Annotated in this window: 18 protein-coding genes, 1 other RNA gene and 3 pseudogenes; 18 read left to right on the plus strand and 4 right to left on the minus strand. The window is 65.3% G+C overall.

Annotation, left to right across the window (positions count from 1 at the left end; all coding sequences use genetic code 11):
• The first annotated feature begins 174 nt into the window (after nt 1-174).
• Both ACCQ05_RS01050 and ACCQ05_RS01055 read left to right on the plus strand, forming a co-directional pair.
• Nucleotides 175-756 (plus strand): sugar O-acetyltransferase, encoded by a 582-nt coding sequence (locus ACCQ05_RS01050; RefSeq protein WP_372392662.1) that lies wholly within the window; start codon nt 175-177, stop codon nt 754-756.
• A gap of 316 nt (nt 757-1,072) precedes the next feature.
• Nucleotides 1,073-1,519, plus strand: coding sequence for a universal stress protein (locus ACCQ05_RS01055; RefSeq protein ID WP_104542488.1), 447 nt, complete (start codon nt 1,073-1,075; stop codon nt 1,517-1,519).
• Nucleotides 1,520-1,807: 288 nt separating this feature from the next.
• Here the strand turns inward: ACCQ05_RS01055 and tagK are convergent.
• A pseudogene (tagK, locus tag ACCQ05_RS01060) lies at nt 1,808-2,466 on the minus strand (transcriptional regulator TagK).
• 292 nt (nt 2,467-2,758) lie between these two features.
• On the opposite strand from tagK, the gene tssB reads away from it, so the two are divergent.
• The 9 genes from tssB to ACCQ05_RS01105 all read left to right on the plus strand — a co-directional run bounded on the left by tssB (nt 2,759) and on the right by ACCQ05_RS01105 (nt 13,608).
• Nucleotides 2,759-3,268 carry a type VI secretion system contractile sheath small subunit gene (gene tssB, locus ACCQ05_RS01065; protein ID WP_008572540.1) on the plus strand — a complete coding sequence of 170 codons (510 nt, stop codon included), beginning with the start codon at nt 2,759-2,761 and terminating at the stop codon, nt 3,266-3,268.
• Nucleotides 3,269-3,272: 4 nt separating this feature from the next.
• A complete protein-coding gene (gene tssC / locus ACCQ05_RS01070; protein ID WP_372392663.1) occupies nt 3,273-4,766 on the plus strand; it encodes a type VI secretion system contractile sheath large subunit in 1,494 nt (497 codons plus the stop codon).
• A gap of 83 nt (nt 4,767-4,849) precedes the next feature.
• Nucleotides 4,850-5,353, plus strand: a complete 504-nt coding sequence (locus ACCQ05_RS01075; protein ID WP_008572542.1) for an Hcp family type VI secretion system effector — start codon at nt 4,850-4,852, stop codon at nt 5,351-5,353.
• Nucleotides 5,354-5,568: 215 nt separating this feature from the next.
• The gene (locus ACCQ05_RS01080) at nt 5,569-6,363 is read left to right on the plus strand and encodes a type VI secretion system accessory protein TagJ (RefSeq protein WP_372392664.1); all 795 of its coding nucleotides are present in this window, start codon (nt 5,569-5,571) and stop codon (nt 6,361-6,363) included.
• A 6-nt stretch (nt 6,364-6,369) separates the two neighbouring features.
• On the plus strand, nt 6,370-6,873 hold the full coding sequence (gene tssE, locus ACCQ05_RS01085; RefSeq protein ID WP_372392665.1) for a type VI secretion system baseplate subunit TssE: 504 nt from the start codon (nt 6,370-6,372) through the stop codon (nt 6,871-6,873).
• Between the two features lies 1 nt (nt 6,874).
• Complete coding sequence (gene tssF, locus ACCQ05_RS01090; protein WP_372393872.1) at nt 6,875-8,758, plus strand: type VI secretion system baseplate subunit TssF; 1,884 nt, start codon at nt 6,875-6,877, stop codon at nt 8,756-8,758.
• A complete protein-coding gene (tssG, locus tag ACCQ05_RS01095) occupies nt 8,722-9,762 on the plus strand; it encodes a type VI secretion system baseplate subunit TssG (protein ID WP_372392666.1) in 1,041 nt (346 codons plus the stop codon). The genes tssF and tssG overlap by 37 nt, the downstream gene beginning before the upstream one ends.
• 56 nt (nt 9,763-9,818) lie before the next feature.
• Complete coding sequence (gene tssH / locus ACCQ05_RS01100) at nt 9,819-12,581, plus strand: type VI secretion system ATPase TssH (protein ID WP_372392667.1); 2,763 nt, start codon at nt 9,819-9,821, stop codon at nt 12,579-12,581.
• Nucleotides 12,582-12,594: 13 nt separating this feature from the next.
• Nucleotides 12,595-13,608 (plus strand): LirA/MavJ family T4SS effector, encoded by a 1,014-nt coding sequence (locus ACCQ05_RS01105; RefSeq protein WP_372392668.1) that lies wholly within the window; start codon nt 12,595-12,597, stop codon nt 13,606-13,608.
• Nucleotides 13,609-13,630: 22 nt separating this feature from the next.
• Here ACCQ05_RS01105 and ACCQ05_RS01110 read toward each other — a convergent pair.
• Both ACCQ05_RS01110 and ACCQ05_RS01115 read right to left on the minus strand, forming a co-directional pair.
• A pseudogene (locus ACCQ05_RS01110) lies at nt 13,631-13,756 on the minus strand (IS4 family transposase); the annotation flags it as partial.
• Nucleotides 13,757-14,027: 271 nt separating this feature from the next.
• A complete protein-coding gene (locus tag ACCQ05_RS01115; RefSeq protein ID WP_228963277.1) occupies nt 14,028-14,264 on the minus strand; it encodes a hypothetical protein in 237 nt (78 codons plus the stop codon).
• A gap of 355 nt (nt 14,265-14,619) precedes the next feature.
• Between ACCQ05_RS01115 and ACCQ05_RS01120 the strand changes: the two genes are divergently transcribed.
• The 5 genes and pseudogenes from ACCQ05_RS01120 (at nt 14,620) to ACCQ05_RS01140 (ending at nt 18,978) form a co-directional block, all read left to right on the plus strand.
• Nucleotides 14,620-15,513, plus strand: a complete 894-nt coding sequence (locus ACCQ05_RS01120; protein ID WP_104540653.1) for a hypothetical protein — start codon at nt 14,620-14,622, stop codon at nt 15,511-15,513.
• A gap of 416 nt (nt 15,514-15,929) precedes the next feature.
• A complete protein-coding gene (locus ACCQ05_RS01125) occupies nt 15,930-16,319 on the plus strand; it encodes a DUF4124 domain-containing protein (protein WP_372392670.1) in 390 nt (129 codons plus the stop codon).
• Nucleotides 16,320-16,371: 52 nt separating this feature from the next.
• Nucleotides 16,372-17,031 carry a CPBP family intramembrane glutamic endopeptidase gene (locus ACCQ05_RS01130; RefSeq protein WP_228963275.1) on the plus strand — a complete coding sequence of 220 codons (660 nt, stop codon included), beginning with the start codon at nt 16,372-16,374 and terminating at the stop codon, nt 17,029-17,031.
• 60 nt (nt 17,032-17,091) lie between these two features.
• Nucleotides 17,092-17,826 (plus strand): annotated as a pseudogene (locus ACCQ05_RS01135) (hypothetical protein).
• Nucleotides 17,827-18,255: 429 nt separating this feature from the next.
• Entirely contained in the window at nt 18,256-18,978 is a 723-nt protein-coding gene (locus ACCQ05_RS01140) for a ThuA domain-containing protein (protein WP_372392671.1), read from the plus strand.
• Nucleotides 18,979-19,101: 123 nt separating this feature from the next.
• On the opposite strand, the gene ACCQ05_RS01145 is transcribed toward ACCQ05_RS01140, so the two are convergent.
• Nucleotides 19,102-19,177, minus strand: a non-coding RNA gene (locus tag ACCQ05_RS01145) — sX9 sRNA.
• Nucleotides 19,178-19,316: 139 nt separating this feature from the next.
• On the opposite strand from ACCQ05_RS01145, the gene ecfK reads away from it, so the two are divergent.
• Both ecfK and ACCQ05_RS01155 read left to right on the plus strand, forming a co-directional pair.
• A complete protein-coding gene (gene ecfK / locus ACCQ05_RS01150; protein ID WP_228963273.1) occupies nt 19,317-19,856 on the plus strand; it encodes an ECF-type sigma factor EcfK in 540 nt (179 codons plus the stop codon).
• Nucleotides 19,835-22,363, plus strand: a complete 2,529-nt coding sequence (locus tag ACCQ05_RS01155; protein WP_228963381.1) for a protein kinase domain-containing protein — start codon at nt 19,835-19,837, stop codon at nt 22,361-22,363. The genes ecfK and ACCQ05_RS01155 overlap by 22 nt, the downstream gene beginning before the upstream one ends.
• The last annotated feature ends 43 nt before the right edge of the window (nt 22,364-22,406 follow it).

The raw sequence follows: 22,406 nt of genomic DNA on the forward strand, positions 1-22,406 counted from the left end.
GCCGCGCGTGCTTGTGCCTCGATGACAGCGCCGCGCCGCGACTGCAAGATCCAGACATCCGTTGTTGATGGACACATCAACCTTCCTCGACCCATTGGTGCATCGCGCGATGCATTCATCGCTGCATCCGTGACACCCTGCAGGCCGACTTCACGACGTGCAGGACGCAGTGCCATGCAGACAGAAAAACAGAAAATGCTGGCAGGCGAACTGTACAACGCGACTGACGCGCAGCTGCAGGCCGAGCAGGCGGCTGCGGCCGAGTGGATGGTGCGCTACAACGCGGCGGTGCTGCAGACAGCAGCACAGCGACATGCATTGTTGCGCGAGCGCCTGGCCGAAGTCGGCGACGGTGCGGTGATTCGCGCGCCGTTCCATTGCGACTACGGCTACAACATTCGCCTGGGCGCCGGGGTGTTCCTCAACTTCAACTGCGTGATCCTGGATATCTGCGAGGTGCGCATTGGCGAGGGGACGCAGATCGGCCCCGGCGTGCAGATCTACGCGGCCGATCACCCGCGCGATGCCGCCGGACGTGCCAGCGGCCTGGAATTCGGGCGGCCGATCCGCATCGGGCGCAATGTGTGGATCGGCGGTGCGGCGATCATCCTGCCGGGCGTGACCATCGGCGACGATGCGGTGATCGGCGCCGGTGCGGTGGTCACCCGCGATGTCCCGGCAGGGGCGACCGCGGTCGGCAATCCGGCGCGCCTGCGCGAGACGCGCCCGGACCCGGACGCGGTGGCCACCGATTGAGCGTCATGCGTGCCAGTCTTCGTCGTTGATCGCACGTGCGCTGCGCGCGGCATGCATCGTGGAGGCAGGAATGGCGGCCGTAGGGCGCGAAAGACACCAGCAGCAACGAGGCAATTGCAACCAGGCAGGCAATCCGACCAGCAACAGCAGCAGTCCGTTGCCGTCCATGCAGCAACATCGGCAGCATCGAGCCAACCCCGCCTCAGCACAGCCAGCAGCACCGCCGCATTGATCCGTATCACGGCCTGGTCCACCCGCACATGCCACCGTGTGTTCAAGTCCACCGGCAGCAATGCCATCCTTGCAGGAGGTCACCATGTACAAACGTATTCTCATCGCCATCGATGCATCCGAACTGTCGCATCGAGGCCTGTTTCAAGGGTTGGAGCTGGCCAAGGCCACCGGCGCCAAGGTCGATATCGTCACCGTGTCCGAGCCGTGGGCGATGGGCATGTACGATGCGATGGGCTGGAGCGTGGGCTACGAGGCCAGCCCGGAGTACCGCAAGGAACGAGAAGCGGCGGCCGAAAAGATCCTGCGCCCCGCGCTGGAACTGGCCGCGGCAGCCAACATCAAGGCGACCCCGCGGCATGTACTGGACCGCTTCGCGGCCGAAGGCATCGTGCAGACCGCCGAGGAATGCAAGAGCGACCTGATCATCATGACCTCGCATGGCCGCCGTGGCATGCGGCGCATGCTGCTTGGCAGCCAGACGGTGGAAGTGCTGACCCACAGCACGATCCCGGTGCTGGTGATCCGCTGATCGCCGATGCGAGGCTGTCGATCGTGAGCTACACCGGCGACCCCCGCGTTGTTTCACCTGGGAGCGCACCCGGGCCCGACGCGGGGTGCCGAGAATGTCGCATCGCGCCTGGGGTACCGCTACCTCGCGTCCATGCTCTGCTTTGAGCCCGCGGCAGACAGGACAGGAGCGCGATGGGCGCGTAGCCCGATCCATGCATCTTCGTAGGAGCACGCACGCGCGCGACGGGTGTCACCGGCCTGCCCGTTGCGCGTGCAGGCCTGCTCCCGAGAAGCACCCAGCTGGCGCTCAGGCGTCCAGCGGCTCCAGCCGCGCCGAGGCGTTCTGCGCCGGTCGTGCCAGGCGGCGTAACGCTTCGGTATGCACCAGCGGCGCGCTATAGGTTGCCGGCACGCCACTGCGTAATGCGCTGGGCGCTGGTTGCGGCACGTCCTGGCTCAGCTCGCGCATGAAACGCCACATCGGCATGTAGTGGCCGCGGCGCGGTGGCGGTGCATGCGGTTTGGCGCGGCACTGGCGGCGCCACTGCATCGGCGGCATGCCGAAGCGCTGCTGGAAGGCGCGCTGGAACTGCCGCTCGGAGGCAAACCCCATTTCGTACAGCAGCCAGGTCAGGCTGCAGTCCGGATAGGCCTGCAGATAGCGATGCGCGGTGCATAGCCGCTGCTCGCGGATGTAGCTGGCCACGCCGCCACGCGACTGGAACAGCCGGTACAGCGAGGCGCGCGAGAGCGCGAACGCCTGTTGCAACGAGTCGGTGCCAAGCTCCGCCTCGCCGATGTGCTGCTCGATGTAAGCCAGCAGATCGATCATCAACGGCGTCTGCGCGTCCATGGTGGCGCACGCCTGCGGAACGATGGCGCTGTAGTAACTGATGCTCATGCGGTGCTGCCTGCGGCCCACTCCCCGGGGCCTGTCCCTGGATCAACCGAAAAAAGCAGCGGCAACCCATCACGCGCCTTTCACGAAGTCCGCAACGCATCACGCATCGGTGCGATTGAGACGATTTGTCGGGTGGGCGTTTGGCGCCATTCCTAGACTCGCCGCAGCGCTGAGAAAGCGTCATCGCACGGCCTGCCGCTTCGGTCCGCGTGGTGCGCGGCAGTTGCGGGATGGCCCGCAGCACCGGCGTCGCACGCAGGCTGCAGGCCATCCGCCGGGCCGGCGACATCCAAGCCACAAGGCAGCGCCCGTGCCGAGCACGGTGGCGCAACGGGCAAGCTCAATCGGAGATCAGGCATGGCCAGCAGTCAGAAGTTCATCGCCCGCAACAGGGCGCCACGCGTGCAGATCGAATACGACGTGGAAGTCTACGGCGCGCAGAAGAAAGTGCAGATTCCGTTCGTGATGGGCGTGATGTCGGACCTGTCCGGCGCCAATGCCGGCGAGCTGCCCTCGCTGGACGAGCGCAAGGCGCTGGAGATCGATGTCGACAACTTCGACAGCCGGCTGCAGTCGATGCGCCCGCGTGCGCAGTTCAAGGTCCCCAACACCCTCACCGGCGAAGGCGAGCTGGCGGTGGACATCACCTTCGAGAGCATGGACGACTTCTCGCCGGCCGCCATCGCACGCAAGGTCGCACCGCTGGCCAAGTTGCTGGAAGCGCGCACCCAGCTGGCCAACCTGGACACCTACATGGATGGCAAGGCCGGTGCCGAGCAGCTGATTGCCAATGCCATCCGCGACCCGGCCTTGCTGCAGTCGCTGGTGTCGGCGGCCAAGCCCGCCTCCGAGCCGGAAGGAGCCTGACGCCATGTCCGCTACCGAAGCCGCACTGGCCAGCAGCAGTACCGAAACAACCGAGCAGGGCGATTTTGCCGCGCTGCTCAATCGCGAGTTCCGCCCCAAGAGCGAGCGCGCCAAGGAAGAAGTGGAATCGGCGGTGCGCACGCTGGCCGAGCAGGTGCTCGCGCGCAGCGACGTGGTCGGCGAGGACGTGTCGCAGACCATCAAGGCCTATGTCGCCGAGATCGACCGCACGCTGACCGAGCAGCTCAACCAGATCCTGCATCACGCCGATCTGCAGCAGCTGGAAGGCGCCTGGCGCGGCCTGCACTACCTGGTCAACAACACCGAGACCGACCAGCAGCTCAAGATCCGCGTGCTCAACATCAGCAAGAAGGAACTGGGCAAGGTACTCAAGCGCTACAAGGGCACCGCCTGGGATCAGAGCCCGATCTTCAAGAAGGTCTACGAGCAGGAATACGGCCAGCTCGGTGGCGAACCGTATGGCTGCCTGGTCGGCGATTACTACTTCGACCAGAGCCCGCCGGATGTGGAGCTGCTCAATGGCATCGCGCAGGTGGCCGCAGCCGCGCACGCACCGTTCATTGCCGCGGCCGCACCCAAGTTGATGGGCATGGACAACTGGAACGAACTGTCCAACCCACGCGATCTGGCCAAGATCTTCTCCACGCCCGATTACGCCGCGTGGCGCTCGCTGCGTGAGTCGGAAGATTCCAAGTACATCGGCCTTGCGATGCCGCGCACGCTCTCGCGCCTGCCGTACGGCGCAGCTACCAGCCCGGTGGACGAGTTCGACTTCGAGGAAGACACCGCCGGCGCCGATTCGGGCAAGTACACCTGGCAGAATGCGGCCTATGCGATGGCGGTGAACATCAACCGCTCGTTCAAGCAGTACGGCTGGTGCTCACGCATTCGCGGCATCGAATCCGGCGGTGCAGTGGAAGGGTTGCCCACGCATACATTCCCCACCGACGACGGTGGCGTGGACATGAAGTGCCCCACCGAAGTGGCGATCACCGACCGCCGCTCCGCCGAGCTGGACAAGATGGGCCTGATGCCGCTGGTGCATCGCAAGAACTCGGACATGGCCGCCTTCATCAGCGCACAGTCCTTGAACAAGCCCGACGAATACGACGACCCGGATGCCACCGCCAATGCCGCACTGGGCGCACGCCTGCCGTACATGTTCGCGTGCTGCCGGTTTGCGCATTACCTCAAGTGCATCGTGCGCGACAAGATCGGCTCGTTCTCCGATCGCGAGCAGATGCAGAGCTGGCTGACACGCTGGGTGACGCAATACATCGATGGCGACCCGTCCAACTCCAGCGAAGAAACCAAGGCGCGCAAGCCGCTGGCCGCGGCCGAAGTGGTGGTGGAGGAAGTGGAAGGCGCACCGGGCTATTACAGCTCCAAGTTCTTCCTCAAGCCGCATTACCAGCTGGAAGGCCTGACCGTGTCGCTGCGCCTGGTCTCGCGCCTGCCCTCGGCCGCCAAGGCCTGATCCGACGCATTCGCGTCACGGGCACAACGCCACTGCGCGTTGCGCCACCCCTGTGTTGTCACTTTCATTGAAGGAGCAGTTCCATGGCGTTCGACATGCACATCAAGTTCGGCAGCGGCAAGGTCAAGATCGAAGGCGCGTCCAACCACAAGAAGCACAAGGGCGAGATTCCGATTCTGGCGTGGTCCTGGGGTGCGAGCAATTCCGGCGACCTGCACACCGGTGGCGGCTCGGCCAGCGGCGGCAAGGCGCATATCCAGGACATTTCCATCACCAAGTACGTGGACGGCTGCTCCAACGCGCTGCTGGATGCAGTGTGCACCGGTGCACGCGTGGAAAACGCCTGGCTGTACGTCACCAATGCCACCGGCGAGCAGAGCGACTTCCTCACGCTGGAATTGAGCGAAGGCGTGCTGATCACCTCGCTGTCCACCGGCGGGTCCGGTGGCGAAGACCGGCTGACCGAAAACGTGACGCTGCACTTCGGCAAGTTCAAGTACGGCTTCCAGCCGCAGGACGACAAGGGCGCGGCGCAGGGCGGGGCGAAGGAATTCACCTACGACATCCAGGGCGTGGCCAAGGCATAAGGCGCCAAGCACACCGCGTGCGCGATCGCCCGATCGCAGACGGCGGAGCGGATGGGAGATCGGCATGCACCACGCGTCCATGCCGGCTGCATCGCGCCGCCTGCGGTTCCCCGGCAACCGCGCGCGTGGGTGTGCTGCTGCACGCGGTGCCTGCAATGCAATGACCGGCGGTGTCCACAGCGACACCGCCCCCTTCTTCGATGAGGACATGCGCGATGGATGCCACCGCACACAGCCTGCTTGCCCGTGGTGAGCCGGCGCAGGCCTTGCAGCAGCTGGTACAGCAGGTACGCCGGCAACCGGCCGATGCGGCGCAGCGCGTGTTCCTGTTCCAGCTGCTGGCCGTGCTGGGCCAGTGGTCGCGCGCGGCGGATCAACTGCGCGCCTGCGGCGAGCTGGATGGCACCACCCAGCCGTTGGTGCAGACGTATCTCACCGTGCTGCAGGGCGAGCAGACACGTGCCCAGGTGTTCGCCGGCACCCAATTGCCGCACGTGATCGGCGAGCCGGCCGAGTGGCTGGCCCTGCATCTGCAGGCGCTGCGCCTGTCTGCGCAAGGCCATGGCGCGCAGGCGAATGCGCTGCGTGCGCAAGCCTTCGAGCTGGCACCGGCAAGCGCGGGCGTGCTCGATGGCGAGCGCTTCGAATGGCTGTCCGATGCCGATGCCCGCTTCGGGCCCTGCATCGAACTGATACTCGACACTGGCTATGCGTGGGCGCCGCTGCAGCAGATCCATCAGTTGCGCTTCGAAGCGCCGGTGGACCTGCGCGATACCGTGTGGGCACCGGTGAGCGTGTTATGGCGCAATGGCGGGCAGGCGTTTGCGTACATGCCGGTGCGGTATCCCGGTAGCGAACACCTCGATACCGGCGAGCTGCAGCTGGCGCGCCGTACCGAATGGACCGAAGGTGCGCAGGGCGAGATCGGCCTGGGCCAGCGCATGTGGAGTACCGAGTCGCGCGAGGTGGCGTTGCTGGACGTGCGCCACCTGCAGTTGGATCTGGGCTGAGCCACCATGGCCGAGCTCACCACCACCGAACGCCTGCAGCCCTCGCTGCTGGACCGGCTGACCGACACCGTGCCCAGCCAGCGCGAAGAGAGCCGCGAGCAACGCGTGATCTCGGCCACGCGCCTGCGCGAATGCGTGATCCGCGATCTGTCGTGGCTGTTGAATGCGGTGAACCTGGAGACCAGCCATCCGCTGGGTGCATATCCGCAGGTGCAGCGCTCGGTGCTCAACTTCGGTATCCCGGATCTGGCCGGTGTGGCAGTGACCGGTATCGATGCGGCCGCGCTACAACAACGCATTCGCGAGGCGATCCTGGCGTTCGAGCCACGGCTGATTGCCGACACGCTGCGCGTCAGCGTGCATGCCGATGCCACGCGCATGGACCGGCGCTCGCTGCTGTTCACCATCGAATCGGAGATGTGGGCGCAGCCGTTGCCGTTGAACCTGTACCTGAAGACAGCGCTGGACCTGGAAACCGGCCGGCTCGATGTCGTCGAAGGGCATGGCTGAGATGGACCCGCGCCTGCTCCCCTACTACAGCCGCGAACTGCAGCATGTGCGCGACATGGGCGCGGAGTTTGCGCGCGAGTATCCCAAGATCGCCGGGCGGCTGGGGCTGGATGCGTTCGAATGCGCCGACCCGTACGTGGAGCGCCTGCTCGAAGGCTTCGCATTCCTGGCTGCGCGCGTGCAGCTCAAGCTGGACGCGCAATACCCGGTATTCACCCAGCACCTGCTGGAAATGGTCTACCCGCATTACCTGGCGCCGCTGCCGTCGATGGCGGTGGTGCAGCTGCAGCCGGACCTCAAGGACAGCGGCCTGGCCGCAGGCGTCAGCGTGCCGCGTCACAGCGCCCTGCGCAGCCTGATCGGCGCCGGCGAACGCACCGCCTGCGAGTTCCGCACCGCGCATGCGGTGACCTTGTGGCCGTTGCATCTGGCCGAAGCCAAGTATCTGGAATCGCCGGCCGCCCTGGCCGCTGCCGGTGTCGCGTTGCCGGCCGGGCGCGTGGTGCGTGCCGGCGTGCGGCTGCGCTTGGAGCTGGTAGGCGGTGCGCAGGTACAAGCGCTGGCGCTGGACCGACTGCCGCTGTTTCTGGCCGGCGCCGACGGCTTGCCCAAGCGTCTGTACGAACAGCTGCATGCCGACACCGCCGCGGTGGTGGTGCGTGGCAGCGATGCCAGTGGCGGCACGCTGGAGATGACGCTGGGCGCCGATGCAGTGCAGATGCGCGGCTTTGCCGACGACGATGCCTTGATTCCCTACGACGGCCGTTCGTTCAGTGGCTACCGGCTGCTGCAGGAATATTTCGCCTGCCCCGAGCGCTTTCTGTTCGCCGAACTTGCCGGCCTGCGCGCACCGTTGCGGCGGCTGCACGGCAGCAGTTTCGAGGTGGTGGTGTTGCTGCAACGCAGCCTGCCCAGTCTGGCTGCGGCGGTCGGCGCCGAACACTTCAAGCTGTTCTGCACTCCGGCGATCAACCTGTTCCCACGCCGCGCCGACCGCATCCATCTGCAGCCAGGCGCGCATGAATATCATGTATTGGCCGACCGCACCCGGCCGATGGATTTCGAGATCCATCACCTGGGCGAGGTGGAAGGCTTCGGCGACCGCCAGGAGCCGGAGCAGCGCTTCACCCCGTTCTATGGCGGCGACGCACGCAGCTGGCATGCACGGCACGGCGCGTTCTACAGCATGCGCCGCGAGCCGCGGATGCTGTCTGCGCGGCAGCGCCGGGACGGAGCGCGTTCCAGTTACGTGGGCAGCGAGGTCTTCGTCAGTCTGGTCGATGCCAATGACCAGGCGCAGGCCAGCAGCCTGCGCCAACTCGGCCTGCAGCTGTGGTGCACGAATCGCGACCTACCGCTGCATATGCCGGTGGGCAAGGGCGCAAGCGACTTCACCATGGACAGCGGCGTGCCGGTGCGCGGCGTGCGCTGCGTAGCCGGGCCGACCAAACCGCGTCCGGCGTTGTCCGACGGGCAGACCGCATGGCGCCTGCTCAGCCAGTTGCAGCTCAATTACCTGTCGTTGTTCGAAGACGGCCCCAATGGCGCGGCCGCGCTGCGCGAGATCCTCACGCTGTATTGCGACCCGTTCGATGCGTCTGCGCAACGCCAGATCGAAGGCATCAAGCACGTGACCGGCACGCCGATCGTGCGGCGCATTCCGGTGCCCGGCCCGATCACCTTCGGTCGCGGCCTGGAGATCACCCTCACCTGCGAAGACGCGGCGTTCGAAGGTACCGGCGCCTTCCTGCTGGCCTCGGTGCTGCGGCACTTCTTTGCGCGCTATGTCTCGGTGAATTCCTTCACCGAAACCGTGCTGCGCACCACCGAACGCAACGAGGTGGCCCGATGGCCAGCCCAGCCCGGCACGCGCCCGCGCCTGTGAGCGCAGCGGCTGCCGCGCTGGCACAGGCGCTGCAGACCCGGCCACAGGATTTCAGCCCGTTCGCCGCCTTGCGCGCGATCGAGCGCTGCCATCCGCAGCATCCTCGCCTGGGCGAATCCGCCCGCGCCGTGGACGATGCGGTGCGCCTGCGCCACACGCCCTCGTTGGCGTTCGCACCGCATGCACTGGACCGCTACACGCCAGCAAAAGACCAGCAGCCCGCTGCGTTGTATGGGGTGTTTCTGGGTCTGTTCGGTCCCAACGCGCCATTGCCGTTGCACCTGACCGAATACGCCATCGAGCGTGCGCAGCAGGCCAAGGACGGCACCTTTGCCGCGTTTGCCGATGTATTCCATCACCGCATGCTCAGCCTGTTCTACCGTACGTGGGCGCAGGCGCAGCCCACCGTGCAGGCCGAGCGCGCTGCCTGCGATCAGTTCCGCGGCTGGCTGGATGCCCTGGTCGGTATCGCCAGCCCGCACCTGCGTGAGCGCGATGCATTGCCGGACGATGCGCGTCGTTACTACGCCGGTCGCCTGGGCGCAGCCACGCGCACGCCCGAGGGCCTGCGTGCGCTGCTGCAGCAGTTGTTCGAGTGGCCGGTGCAGGTGCAGGAATTCATCGCCGAATGGATGCGGCTGCCTGCCGACGCGCAGCTGCGGCTGGGCCTGGGCCCGCGCAATGCGCAGCTCGGCGTGGACAGCGTGGTCGGTGCACAGGTGCGCGGCGCGCAACAGCGCGTGCGCATCCGGCTGGGGCCATTGCCACGCATCGCGTTTCAACGCTTCCTGCCGGGCGGCCAGGCGCTGCGCCAGCTCACCGCCGCGGTGCGCAGCTATCTGGGCGACGAGTTTGGCTGGGAGCTGCAGCTATTGCTCAAGGCCGACCAGGTGCCCACCCCGCAGCTGGCGCGCAACAGCCGGCTTGGCCTGGACACCTGGATCGGCCGCCGCGCCTGGAGCATCGCCGACGCCGACGAGGTCCTGCTGCGCCCATCGGGTTGACGCGCACCGCTCTCACTTTCGCACACACGCAACGTACCGACTTCGAAGGACGCATCATGGCCGAGATCTCCCGCAGTGCCCTGTTCGGCAAGCTCAACCCGCTGGCGTATCGCGGCATCGAAAGCGCTACCGTGTTCTGCAAGCTGCGCGGCAACCCGTACGTGGAGCTGGTGCACTGGCTGCATCAGTTGCTGCAGCTGCAGGACTCGGACCTGCACCGCATCATCAAGCACTTCCAGCTCAATCCGTCCACGCTGGCGCGCGATGTCACCGCCGCGCTGGATGGCCTGCCGCGCGGCTCCACCGCCGTCACCGATCTGTCGGCCAATGTCGAAGAAGCGGTGGAGCGCGGCTGGGTGTATGCCTCGCTCAGCTTTGGGCAGGCGCAGGTGCGCACCGGCTATCTGATGGTCGGCATCCTGAGCGTGCGTGGGCTGCGTCATGCGCTGCTGGCGATTTCAAAGGAGTTCGACAAGCTCAAGCCCGAGATACTCAACGAGCACTTTGCGCAGATCGTGGCCGGCTCGCCGGAAGAGGGTTTGCTGCCCAGCGATGGTTTCTCACTGGGCCAGACGGCTGCACCGGGCGAGGCCAGCGGCGCCATCGCGCCTGCCGCAATGGGCAAGCAGGAAGCGCTGAAGAAATTCACCACCGACCTCACCGCACAGGCGCGCGAGGGCAAGCTCGACCCGATCATCGGCCGTGACGACGAGATCCGCCAGGTGGTGGACATCCTGATGCGGCGCCGCCAGAACAACCCGATCCTGGTCGGCGAAGCCGGCGTGGGCAAGACCGCGGTGGTGGAAGGCTTCGCACAGCGCATCGCCCGCGGTGATGTGCCACCCGCATTGAAGGACGTGCAACTGCGCACGCTGGATGTGGGCCTGCTGCAGGCCGGCGCCAGCATGAAGGGCGAGTTCGAGCAGCGCCTGCGCGCGGTGATCGACGAGGTGCAGGCCAGCCCCAAACCCATCATCCTGTTCGTGGATGAAACCCATACCCTGGTCGGCGCCGGCGGCGCGGCCGGCACCGGCGATGCCGCCAACCTGCTCAAGCCGGCGCTGGCGCGCGGCACCCTGCGCACGGTGGGGGCGACCACATTTGCCGAATACAAGAAGTACATTGAAAAAGATCCCGCACTGACCCGCCGTTTCCAGGCCGTGCAGGTGGACGAGCCGGACGAGGCCAAGGCGGTGCGCATGATGCGCGGCGTCGCCTCGATGATGGAACGGCACCACAGTGTGCAGATCCTGGACGAGGCGCTGGAAGCGGCCGTCAAGCTCAGCCACCGCTATATCCCCGCCCGCCAGCTGCCGGACAAGTCGGTGAGCCTGCTCGACACCGCCTGCGCGCGCGTGGCGGTCAGCCTGCACGCTACGCCTGCGGAAGTGGACGACAGCCGCCGCCGCATCGAAGCGCTGGACACCGAACACGCCATCATCGAGCGCGAGCGTGCGATCGGCATCGTAGTAGAGGAGCGTGCTGCTGCGTGTGCTGGCTTGCTGTATGGCGAACGCAGCCGGCTGCGTGATCTTGAGCAACGCTGGGTTGCCGAGAAGGCATTGGTAGATGAGCTGCTATCGCTGCGTGCACAGCTGCGTAGCGGCAATGCACCGGTGGAAGGCACGGGCAGTGCGTTGGAAGCAGAGGTCGAGGCCGACACCGATGCCGCGCATGCGGCGTCTGGCGACACCGCCGTGCTCGAAGCGCCAGTAAGCGTGGACCGCGACACGCTGCTCGCGCGCCTGCAGCTGGTACAGGCGGAACTAGCGGCAATGCAGGGCGAATCGCCCTTGATCCTGCCCACGGTCGACTACCAGGCGGTGGCCGCCGTGGTCGCCGACTGGACCGGCATCCCGGTCGGACGCATGGCGCGCAACGAGATCGACACCGTACTGCGCCTGCCCGAACTACTGGCCAAGCGCGTGATCGGCCAGGACCACGCCATGGAGATGATCGCCAAGCGCATCCAGACCAGCCGCGCCGGCCTGGACAACCCTGATAAACCGATCGGCGTATTCCTGCTCGCCGGCACCTCCGGCGTGGGCAAGACAGAAACCGCGCTCGCCCTGGCCGAAACGCTGTACGGCGGCGAGCAGAACCTGATCACCATCAACATGAGCGAGTACCAGGAGGCGCACGCCGTCTCCTCGCTCAAGGGCGCACCACCGGGCTATGTGGGCTACGGCGAAGGCGGCGTGCTGACCGAAGCCGTGCGACGCAAACCGTATTCGGTGGTGCTGCTGGACGAAGTGGAGAAGGCCCACCCCGACGTGCACGAACTGTTCTTCCAGGTCTTCGACAAGGGCTGGATGGAAGACGGCGAAGGCCGCCGCATCGACTTCCGCAACACCTTGATCATCCTCACCAGCAATGCCGGCACCGACCTCATCGCCAGCTTGTGCAAGGACCCGGAACTGATGCCGGACCCCGAGGGCATGGCCAAGGCCATTCGCGAGCCGTTGTTGAAGGTCTTTCCGCCGGCGCTGCTCGGGCGCCTGGTGGCGATTCCGTATTACCCGCTGAGCAACGCCATGCTCGGGCAGATCGTGCGGCTGCAGTTGAACCGCATCAAGAAGCGGATCGAGGAGCGCTACAGGATCCCGTTCGAGTATGACGACTCGGTTGTTGAGCTGGTGGTGAGCCGGTGTACCGAGAGCGAGTCGGGCGGGCGGATGATTGATGCGATTTTGACCAATTCGATGTTGCCGGAGATCAGTCGGGAACTTTTGGCCAAGATAATCGAAGGCCAACAGGTGCGGAAGGTCGGTGTCGGGGCGGGGGAAGGCCACTTCTCCTACGCATTCTCCAGAGTGTAGAAGGACCAATATCATGTCGGAAATGTCCATCGGAGAGCTAAACTCTGGAACAATTTCGAAATTCATAGAAGACAAGTTTGGCGTTCCATCAGTGGAAAGCAAGAAGTATGCGAAGATCGCCGCCTATCTGTCCGACAAGAACAAGTTCTGCGAACACCTGGGCAAGGTCGACTCATGGCTTTCTGAGATATTCGCTAAAGCAAATGAAGCGGGAGCATTCGCGAATTCGCCACAAGGGTTCAATTATCACGACACAGCGAAGGGGTACAACATCACCAGTCGCCTCCTTAACGCAGCGGCCAACAGCGTTGGCTGGGGAACAGGCATAAATCTGGTGCTGTCGGGCTTCACCCATCAGCCGGACTTCGTGAATTTCGTCAAGAAAAAGTTAATGTGGAAGGACATGGTGGCTAGCGCCCATGGTGAGTTCACGCACTCGATCCAGTGGCTGATCGTTTACTCGTTCATGCACGAAGAAGCGCCGATGCTCTACGCCGGTGCTTGCGACTACAAAGGACTGGAAGGGGAGTGGAAGGACAAGTATCTGTGGGACTTCCTCGTCGATTGCTTCCCCCCCGCGCCGGACACCAACGTCAATTGGACAACCAGCGTGCAGTCCAACAGTGGTCGTTCTCCCACAATCGCCAATGCATGGATACAGGAAGCTAATGGTTTCATGGGGCAGAGACTCAAAGAGCGCTATGGCCGCAGGAGATGGGCTCCGCCAGCGTATACAGGCGGCACCCAGACCGTTGAGCACTCACATCAAAAGCACTTGGCGGAAAGCGGAATCGGTGGTGGCTACAAGAAAGAAGGTCTTACTTCCGAGAACGTCAGGGTCGAGCGGAAGTTCTTTGACGGAAAAAACAACTATCGGGGGCTGGTCACGACCTACAACGGAAAACCGAAGACGCCGGATGACCAGAAGGAAAAGAAGACCGGAATCATATTCGAGCGTGGTGACAGCCAGCTGATTCCCAATTCGGCCCTTATGGTCGCGGTGAGCCAGTGTCCGTTCCCAGGATAGCGAGTCTGAATAATAGGGGATGGCTCAGAACAAACTGCATTCGTCGAGCATGCACGCTGATCAGCTGCTTTGAACTGGGTGTATGTAGTTGCGGTGACGCAACGATCAGCCAAGGATCGCGCTCACATGATGCTGCTTTCAGGCTGATGAAGCACGTGGGCAACGGGGGCGGGCAACGGGTCAGGTTAACTTTATCCGCGAACGTGATTTTACGAGGAGCAAGCCAATGCAACCATCCGCTCGCCTGACCGACCTTAACAAAGCGTGTGGAGTTAATTAGGTCGCATGAAAAAGTGCTGCTTTGTGGACTTGATATGCGACCTGTGGGCCCAGCAGCTGAATGCCGTGAACGGCAATGGTTTGACTAACATTTGTGTATCCGGTGCGACCCCGCTATTTCATTCAATTCTAGGATCTAATCACGAAACACGAGGTGATTTATGGTTGACTTGGTATGTAGCGTCTGCAAAAAGACTGCCTTGGGATTGGTAACGAAGCCGGTGAATCCATCGGACCAGCGCCATCGTAAATGCATCGGTGCAACGGTGGTCGCTCAGCAGAGCGTGGTTGTTCAGAAGTCCGCGCTTGCCGCAGAGGGACGGGAAAAAGCGACGGCGCGCAAGGCCCTGACTGGCCGCGATCACCAAGGAAATCATGACAGCCTAACCAAACCGGAAGTGCGCGGAGGTCCCAAGGGCGACCGGCACGATCACGGACGTCGTCAGAATGGCTCGGCTGGACAAAACTGAAAAGCTTTAAATATTCGTCCCGGGTAACGGGGTCAGGTTCACTTGTCCGGGACGAACTGGGTCAGGGCCACTTTAGAAGTCAACCTGACTTCGTCTCCACGACCCGGTTACCACAGCTATATCGAGCCTCCTCCGGGCACCTTCGGAATCGCCAACGAGGAGCATGGCCGCGGGCGGTGAACCGGTTGGCCGCGCCTGCGCGCCACGCCGACGCAAGGGTGCATGGGCGGTCAGAGACCACATTTCACTAGGGAGAGTGCCGATGGGAAGGTTGTTGCGCAGTAAAGCAAAGGTCGACTATGCGGCTGTGACCGGCAGATACGACCGGTATTCGTTTATCTCACCCAAGAAGCCCAAGCGACCGAAGATCATCCGCATCAACGCGGCTAACGGGCGGGCCAATGCGGCGCCCCCGCTAACGTCGTGGCCGCCGCACGGCATGCATCGCGACGTCGTCTACCACGACGATCTGAACAACGCCATCGGTTGGGGCGTCAGGGCCAACAACGAGATTTTTCTGCCGTTCGCTTGGCTGGACATCCATTCCGGTGCGATCTGGCAAGGCCTGGAGCAGGAGGTCGCTGGCCTGGGAGCCGACGCACAGGCTTGCCAGCACTTCGATGCGATCGCGCAGGACATGCGCGCACTGCTGGCCAATACGCGCATCACCGAATGCGTCGGCGAGGCCGCCGCAGCGACCTGCGTCCTGGAGCGTCACCCCGGCGGCAACATGATCTGGGGCTACCATCTGCACTCGGGCACCGGCATTGACCAGATCTGGGAGTATCCACAGGGCGGTGGCGTTTCTCATTTCCTTATCGTGGAGGCAAAGGGCCCAGGCGCGGGGTTGAACTTTTCACTCTTCGTGCCACCGGGCTACAGCCAGATGGAGGAAGGCTGGATCGCTAACCATCTCTACAGCATGAACCAAAACGGGCACGCAGCGGGACAGAGGATCGTGGCGGCGATGGGAATGCAGTTCGTCAATGCGCATCCGAACTACATGGGTGCTAGTAAGAGCTACTTCGGGCTGTCTCCGGCCAGCCCGCACAAAAATTCAGCATCGCGCGTCTATGGGATAGTCGTGACCGCGCAGTGGCGTGCCGATGGCCGATTGGGCTATTCCGCGTCGCAACTCACGCAGTACTTCACGTAATACGCTGTCCCGACGGTCGCAATAATGGGGCCAAGGGGTAACGGGGTCAGGTTAACTTATCGGTCGACAACAGCGACTTGCGGTGCCGACGAGCCGCTCAATGCCCGCAAAGAGATGCGTCTACGGCCGCTGTGCTTGCGCGTCGGCGGAAACTGCAGTTCTTTGCACTTCCATCGCCGGATGGAGTTGTCTCCGGCGCAACAAAGAGTGCATGCGACATTGGTCAGCGAGCACCGTGCGTCCGCTCGGCGCTGCCATTGGCAAGGTGCCGGTTTTGTGGCGGTGCAAGTCGGTCGGTAACAAGCCGCCAGGCGCGCTTTACCCATCTTCGTCACCGAAGAACGGAGCGCGCTGCTCGAAGAGACAACGCTTCGTTCTCTGCGATCGGTAAGCTATACCGTTTGGGGGAGAGATAGATGAAACGAAGTCTTGCGGTGGTGATGTGCGTGCTGGCGCTGCCGGCTGCGGCGCAGTCGGCCTATAAATGCAGCGATGCAAAGCTGGGGACGGTTTACCAGTCCACGCCGTGCGCCGACGGCGCCGAGCAGAAGCGCTGGAACAAGCAAGCCGGGCCAGCCCCGACCGCAACGGCTGCGGCGACGCAGGCAGGCCCGAACACGGCGTCTGCCACGGGCCAGGAGTCAAACCTGGGCTTACGCCTGATCAGTTACGAGCGCCAGCCGAGCCCGGAGGCGTGTACGCGCGCCACCCATGTGCGCGACAGCGCACGCGCCGATACTACGATGCGTCGCGATCCGGATTTCATGCAGGCTGTCGAGCGAGCGGTCGTGCAGGCCTGTCGCTAGACAGCGCGTTTCAAGTTGAGTATCTGCAATCAAGGCATGCCAAGGAAGATCGATGCAAGAACGTGAAGGAGCTTCGGCAAGATGGGGCGAGTTGTTGCTCGTGGTGACGATTGCCTTCGGGCTGTCGATCTGGTCCAGCCTTTCGGCAGTTGCGCGCGACGTCGTGGAGCCGGTCTTCTCCGACGCGAGCCTGTGGGGCATGGTGTTCTACGAACTGCTCGTTCTGGCGATCTTGTTGCCAGTGCTGTGGTTCCGCGGCTGGAGGTCGCAGTCGCTGGGGTTGCAGTGGCAGCTGCGCGACCTGGCGGCGGGGTTCGGCTTGCTGGCGGTGTGCTTATTGGTCACCTATCCACTGACGCTGTTGAACTGGAGCTCGGGGAGCAACACGAATCCATTCGATGCAATGGTCGCCGGGCGGCTGTCGATCACGGCCGTGCTGGCGATCTCGCTGATCAATCCGATCTTCGAAGAAGTATTCGTGTGCGGTTACGTGATCCGCGCCTTGGAGCCGCGGCATGGCCGGGCGTTCGCGGTGAATGTAAGCGTGGCAATCCGCACCTCGTATCACCTATACCAGGGTCCGATTGGCGCCATCAGCATCTTGATGCTCGGGCTGATCCTGGGTTGGTGGGTGGCCCGGCGAGGTCGACTGTGGCCGGCGATCCTGGCGCATGGCGCGCTGGATCTGCTGGGGTTGATGGTCTACACCTGACTGGCCTGGCGTCGCCGCGATGTCGCACACTTGCCGCTTGGTCGAACATAGGACGAGGCGATGGCACGGCGATATGGATGGTGCGGGATGCTGCTGGGGTTGGTGGCCTTCGGCGCGGTGGCGGCTGGTCCGACGCCCGGCGAATACAGCACCAAGCACGGCTGGGGCAGCCTGCAGGTCAGCGACAAGGGTGGGGCGCGCCACTTCGAGATTCTCGCCATGGGCGCCAACGGCCACAGCTGTTCGCTGGAGGGCGCGCTGCAAGGCGACAAAGCAGAAGTGAGCGATGCCAGCGACGCGCCCTGCAAACTGTCGTTCAAGCCGATGGCCGGTGGCTTCAGCATCGCTGCACTCACCCCAGATAGCTGTCGCGACTATTGCGGCATGCGCGCGGGTTTCGAAGGCGACTATCTGCGGTTGCCGGCCGGCTGCACCTTAGCGGCCAGCAGCCGACGGCGCGAGGCGTACCTGCGCGACTATCGCGGCAAGCGCTATGCCGAAGCACTCGCCGGCATGCAGGCGTTCGCGGGCGAGTGCGGCGCGTTCGTCAACTGGCTCGATCGCGACCGTTTCGCCAACGACCGCGCGCTCACCCTGTTGCGCTTGAACCGTCCGCAGTAGTGCCTGACGGCGCTGGATCAGACCATGGCTGGTCGCAGTCACGACGAGACCTCGTTCCAGGCGGAACTGGACAAGAACAGCACGATGCTTCCGCCCAGCGACCGGGATGCGTATCTGCCCATCGCCAGGTCCACCTGGTTCAATCGCAAGCTCTGCGAGGCGGCCAAGCGCTGAGCGTGAGTGGCCCGTGTCGCAGCGCGCCGGCAAGCAGTGGCGTATCGCCTGCGGAAGGCCACGCGACTTCCAGCCGTTTGCGTGTCTGCGTCCAACGACGTTTCCTGTGGAGTGATCAGGGCCTCTTGGATGCTTGAGCAAAGTATCGATGGATCGACTTGCACTATGTGTCAGGGCGGCAATCAAGCAGGGCTCGCGCCGGCTTGAGCTGGATGTGTCATGACACGCCAGGGACACACCATTCGGAGCCGACAAGGACAGGCCTCGCAGGAGGTGCGATACGGCACGCCCGCTACGCCTGCACCGAGTGCAGATCGGTGCCACGGCGTCGGCTTCATTGCACTGCGCACCACTTGGCTCACCGAGGCTGCGGCTGCGAGCTGGACAGGCGCTGTTTGAACAAGGCGCAGATCGCGCAACAATGCCCGCATGCACAGACTCCTGCTCGCCCTGATCTGCATGCTTGCCTCCCTCACCACCACTGCCGCGTCCGCTCCGGAGCGGATGCTGATCTTCAGCAAGACCGCCGGGTTCCGTCACGAGTCGATTCCGACGGCGGTGGCGACCTTGCGCCAGCTGGCGGCAGAGCAGGGCATGGCGGCCGATCACAGCGAGGACGCGGATGTCTTCACTGCCGACAACCTGGCGCGCTACCGCGTGGTGGCGTTCGCCAGCACCACCGGGGAGATTCTTGCGCCGGCGCAGCAGCAGGCGTTCGAAGGATTCGTTCGTCACGGTGGCGGCTTCCTGGGCGTGCATTCGGCTGCCGATACCGGCTACCAGTGGCCCTGGTACGGGCAGCTGGTCGGGGCCTGGTTCAAGGGGCATCCGCCGGGGCTGCAGTCCACGCGTGTGCAGCCTGAGCGCGATGGGCAGGCGGTCGGCGAGAGCTGGTCGATCACCGATGAGATCTACAACTACCGGCGCAACCCGCGCGGGCAGGTGCAGGTGATCGCCACGGTGGACGAGCGGCTGTATGCCGGCGGCACGATGGGTGCCGACCATCCCATCGCCTGGTGCCATGCCTTCGACGGCGGACGGGCCTGGTACACCGGGCTGGGCCACGATGCGGCGGTGTATGCGAATGCGCAGTTCCTGGCCCAGCTGCGGCAGGGCCTGCGCTATGCGGCCGGGCGTGAGCTTGGCTGCTAGGTGCGTGGGCCGGATGCGGCGGGTGCGCTGATCAAAGGGGATCGGTAACGCTTTGACCATGACGGTTTAGCTGGCTGCAAACGCCGCCGCCGGCCGGTCGCCGCGTCCCAGCCAGCCAGGAGCGGCTACCAAACCGTAGCGCGCGGTCGTCAGGTGACTGCGGGCGGCGCGGAGGAACCGGCGTGTCCGCGCGGTACATGCCGCACCGAGCACCGGCCGCGCCCGGCTGGCGGTGAGCGCAGTCGTTCTGCGGGCTGCTCTTAACCGTTACGTCTCGCCTGTTCCGCTTGCTCGCCAATGCGGGATACTGCGCATCCACGCAGGCGAGAGGGACCTCGATGTCCGAGCTGCCGATCACCGAGTTGTTGCAGGCCTGGCAGCGCGACGAGCCCGGGGCGGGCGATGCATTGGCGCGGCAGGTCTATGAGGTGCTGCGGGCCACCGCCTTGCGCGAGCTGCGGCGCGACGGACGCGCCGGGTTGCAGGCCACCGAGCTGGTGCATGAAGCCTGGCTGCGGCTGGAACAAGGCCAGCAGGCGTTCCGCTCGCGCACCCACTTCTATGCGGTGGCGGCGCTGCAGATGCGGCATCTGCTGGTGGACCTGGCGCGCCAGCAGGCCAGCGCCAAGCGGATGGGGCAGGCGGTGACGCTGACCATCAGCCTGTCCGATGGCGCGGCGCGACCGGAGGCGTTGATGCTGGTGGCCGATGCCTTCGACAAGCTGGCGCAGGTGGATGAGCGCAAGGCCCGCGCGTTCGCGCTGACCGAACTGGTGGGTTTCAGCGTGGCCGAAGCGGCCGAACAGCTGGAGGTGTCGGTGCCCACGCTGGAGCGCGACCTGCGCTTTGCGCGGGTCTGGCTGGCGGCACAGCTGTGAGCGTGGCCGCCACCACCTGGCAACGGCTGGAGGCCTTGTTCCACCAGGCCTGCGGGTTGCCGCCAGCAGAGCGCGAGGCCTTCGCGCGCGCGCAGGCAGGCGAGGATGCCGTGTTGCGCGATGAATTGCTGGCGATGCTGGCGGTTGAATCGCAGGCCACCTTGCGGATACGCGCACCGTTGAAGCAGGCCGTGGCCGCCTTGCACGCACCGCTGCCGGAACTGCCGGCGGGCACGCGCTTCGGCGCGTGGGCGATCGACCGCCTGCTCGGTGCCGGCGGCATGGGTCAGGTGTACCTGGGCCACCGTGCCGATGGTGCCTACGAGCGCGAGGTGGCGATCAAGCTGATGGCTGCCGACGCGCTGGATGCGCAGGGCCGGGCCTTGTTCGAATTCGAATGCCGGTTGCTGGCGCAGATGGTGCACCCGGCCATCGCGCAGATCCACGACGTGGGCACCGACGCCCAAGGCCGGCCATACCTGGTGATGGAGTACCTGCGCGGCGAGCCCATCACCTGGTGGTGCGACCAACACCGGCTGTCGTTGCACGCACGCGTGCTGCTGATGCTGCGGGTGAGCGAGGCGGTGCAGCATGCACACCAGAAGGGCGTGATCCATCGCGATCTCAAGCCCAGCAATGTGCTGGTCAGCGACATCGACGGGCGGCCGATGCCGGGGGTGATCGATTTCGGCATCGCCATCGATGCGGCCAACCCGGGGCTGACCTCGGCGCATGGCCGCGGCACGCCCGGCTACATGAGCCCGGAGCAGGCGCGCGGCGCGCAGGAGGTGGACGCACGCAGCGACATCTATGCGCTGGGCGCGATGTTCTACGAATTGAGTTGCGGGCTGGCGCCGGTGGCCGGCAGCGACGGCGTGCCGCTGCCGCCTTCGCAACGGGTGGCGGCGGTGCCGGCCGATGCGCGCGCACGCATCTGCGCGGCGCGTGCCACCAGGCCTGCGCAGTTGCTGCAGCAGCTGCGCGATGGCCTGGATGCGATCGTGCTGCGTGCCCTGGCGCCCGAGCCGGGCGCGCGCTATGCCTCGGTATCGGCGCTGCTGGACGATCTGCACCGCTGGCTCGACGGCTACCCGCCGCGCGCCCTGCAGGCCGGCCGCTGGCTGCGGCTGTGCAAGTTCATCCAACGCCATCGCAGCGGTGCGCTGGCCGCCGGGCTGGTGGCCGTGGCCTCGATCGGCGGCGTGGGCGCCACGCTGTGGTCGCTGCAGCAGGCCGCGCGCGATGCGCAACGCGCCCGCGTCACCGGCGATTTCATGAGTTCGGTGCTGTCCAGCGTGGACCCGGGCGTGGCGCAGGATCTGGACAAGACCTTGATGCTGCGCGTGCTGGAGCAGGCCTCGCAGCGCGCCGCACGCGAGCTGGCCGGCCAGCCCGATGCGCGCACCGATGTCGAACTGACACTGGGCCGTACCCTGATTGCGCTGGCCAAGTATCCGCAGGCGGTGGAGCACCTGCGCACCGCGCAGCGGCTGGCGCGGGAAAGCGCGGGCGAGGGCAGCCTGCCGGCGCTGAAGGCCACCTCCATGCTGGGCCAGGCGCTGCGCGGCGCCGGCCAGCGCGAAGAAGCCGCGCAGCTGCTGCGCCAGGGCATTGCGCAAGCGCAGCGCGGCGATGCGCAACAGCAGACCATGGGCAACGACATGCGCGGGTGGCTGGCCTGGACGCTGCGCGACCAGGGCCGCATCGCCGAGGCCATGAGCGAAAGCCGGCATGCCTACGTGGCGGCGCTGGCCAACCCTGCCACGGGTGCGGACCAGCGCATCAACGCCGGCAACGTCTACGCCGCGATGCTGGCCGAGGTCGGGCAGCTGGCACCGGCGATCGCCCTGCAGCGCGCCCTGTTGCGCGACCGCATCGCCCTGGACGGGGCCGAGCATCCGTTTGTCCTGTCGATGCGCAACAGCCTGTCGGTGTATCTGCTGATGCAGCGCGATTTCGCTGGCGCAGAGGCCGAGCTGGCGCCGCTGCTGCAGATCCACCGCAAGCTCTATGGCGACAACACCGCCGACACGCTGATGGTGGAAGGCAACCTGGCCGGTGCATTGCGGCAGCAGGGCAAGGTGGCCGACGCCGGTCCGCATTACCGGGCGGCGTTGCAGCGCGCGCGCGCGGTGTTCGGCGAAGACGCGCCCGAGACGATCGCCTTCCGCAGCAACCACGCGTTCTGGTTGCTGGATGCCGGGCAGGCGGCGCAATCGCTGGCCGAACAGCGCGCCGCACTGACGGCCTCGCTGCGGGTATTGGGCCGTGCGCATCCGCAGACAGCCGAGATCCTGCGCGGCATGTCCGAAGCCGAGCGCACCCTGGGCCAGACAGCGGACGCACGCGCGCATGCGCAGCAGGCGGTGCAGATCCTTACCGGCATCTTCGGCAACGCCGAGGAGCCCCTGCGCGCCGCGCGCCAGACCCTGGCGCAGGTGCAACCGGCAACGCCGACGCCCGCCGACACCGACGCAGCCAGTACCTCGGTGGTGGCGCAGCGCTGAGACGAATTGTCGGGTGGGCGGTGCGCGCGCGCGCCACAGTGGA

This window comes from Xanthomonas sp. NCPPB 3582 (assembly GCF_041475735.2).
GTDB lineage: Bacteria > Pseudomonadota > Gammaproteobacteria > Xanthomonadales > Xanthomonadaceae > Xanthomonas > Xanthomonas codiaei.

Excerpts from the sequence above, each read along its gene's own strand:
- ACCQ05_RS01075 (WP_008572542.1), top strand. The coding sequence starts at position 4,850 with ATGGCGTTCGACATGCACATCAAGTTCGGCAGCGGCAAGGTCAAGATC.
- tssB (WP_008572540.1), top strand. The coding sequence starts at position 2,759 with ATGGCCAGCAGTCAGAAGTTCATCGCCCGCAACAGGGCGCCACGCGTG.
- tssF (WP_372393872.1), top strand. The coding sequence starts at position 6,875 with ATGGACCCGCGCCTGCTCCCCTACTACAGCCGCGAACTGCAGCATGTG.
- ACCQ05_RS01115 (WP_228963277.1), bottom strand. The coding sequence starts at position 14,264 with ATGATTTCCTTGGTGATCGCGGCCAGTCAGGGCCTTGCGCGCCGTCGC.
- ACCQ05_RS01055 (WP_104542488.1), top strand. The coding sequence starts at position 1,073 with ATGTACAAACGTATTCTCATCGCCATCGATGCATCCGAACTGTCGCAT.
- ecfK (WP_228963273.1), top strand. The coding sequence starts at position 19,317 with ATGTCCGAGCTGCCGATCACCGAGTTGTTGCAGGCCTGGCAGCGCGAC.
- tssG (WP_372392666.1), top strand. The coding sequence starts at position 8,722 with ATGGCCAGCCCAGCCCGGCACGCGCCCGCGCCTGTGAGCGCAGCGGCT.
- ACCQ05_RS01080 (WP_372392664.1), top strand. The coding sequence starts at position 5,569 with ATGGATGCCACCGCACACAGCCTGCTTGCCCGTGGTGAGCCGGCGCAG.
- ACCQ05_RS01105 (WP_372392668.1), top strand. The coding sequence starts at position 12,595 with ATGTCGGAAATGTCCATCGGAGAGCTAAACTCTGGAACAATTTCGAAA.
- tssC (WP_372392663.1), top strand. The coding sequence starts at position 3,273 with ATGTCCGCTACCGAAGCCGCACTGGCCAGCAGCAGTACCGAAACAACC.
- tssH (WP_372392667.1), top strand. The coding sequence starts at position 9,819 with ATGGCCGAGATCTCCCGCAGTGCCCTGTTCGGCAAGCTCAACCCGCTG.
- tssE (WP_372392665.1), top strand. The coding sequence starts at position 6,370 with ATGGCCGAGCTCACCACCACCGAACGCCTGCAGCCCTCGCTGCTGGAC.
- ACCQ05_RS01050 (WP_372392662.1), top strand. The coding sequence starts at position 175 with ATGCAGACAGAAAAACAGAAAATGCTGGCAGGCGAACTGTACAACGCG.
- ACCQ05_RS01125 (WP_372392670.1), top strand. The coding sequence starts at position 15,930 with ATGAAACGAAGTCTTGCGGTGGTGATGTGCGTGCTGGCGCTGCCGGCT.
- ACCQ05_RS01140 (WP_372392671.1), top strand. The coding sequence starts at position 18,256 with ATGCACAGACTCCTGCTCGCCCTGATCTGCATGCTTGCCTCCCTCACC.
- ACCQ05_RS01120 (WP_104540653.1), top strand. The coding sequence starts at position 14,620 with ATGGGAAGGTTGTTGCGCAGTAAAGCAAAGGTCGACTATGCGGCTGTG.
- ACCQ05_RS01130 (WP_228963275.1), top strand. The coding sequence starts at position 16,372 with ATGCAAGAACGTGAAGGAGCTTCGGCAAGATGGGGCGAGTTGTTGCTC.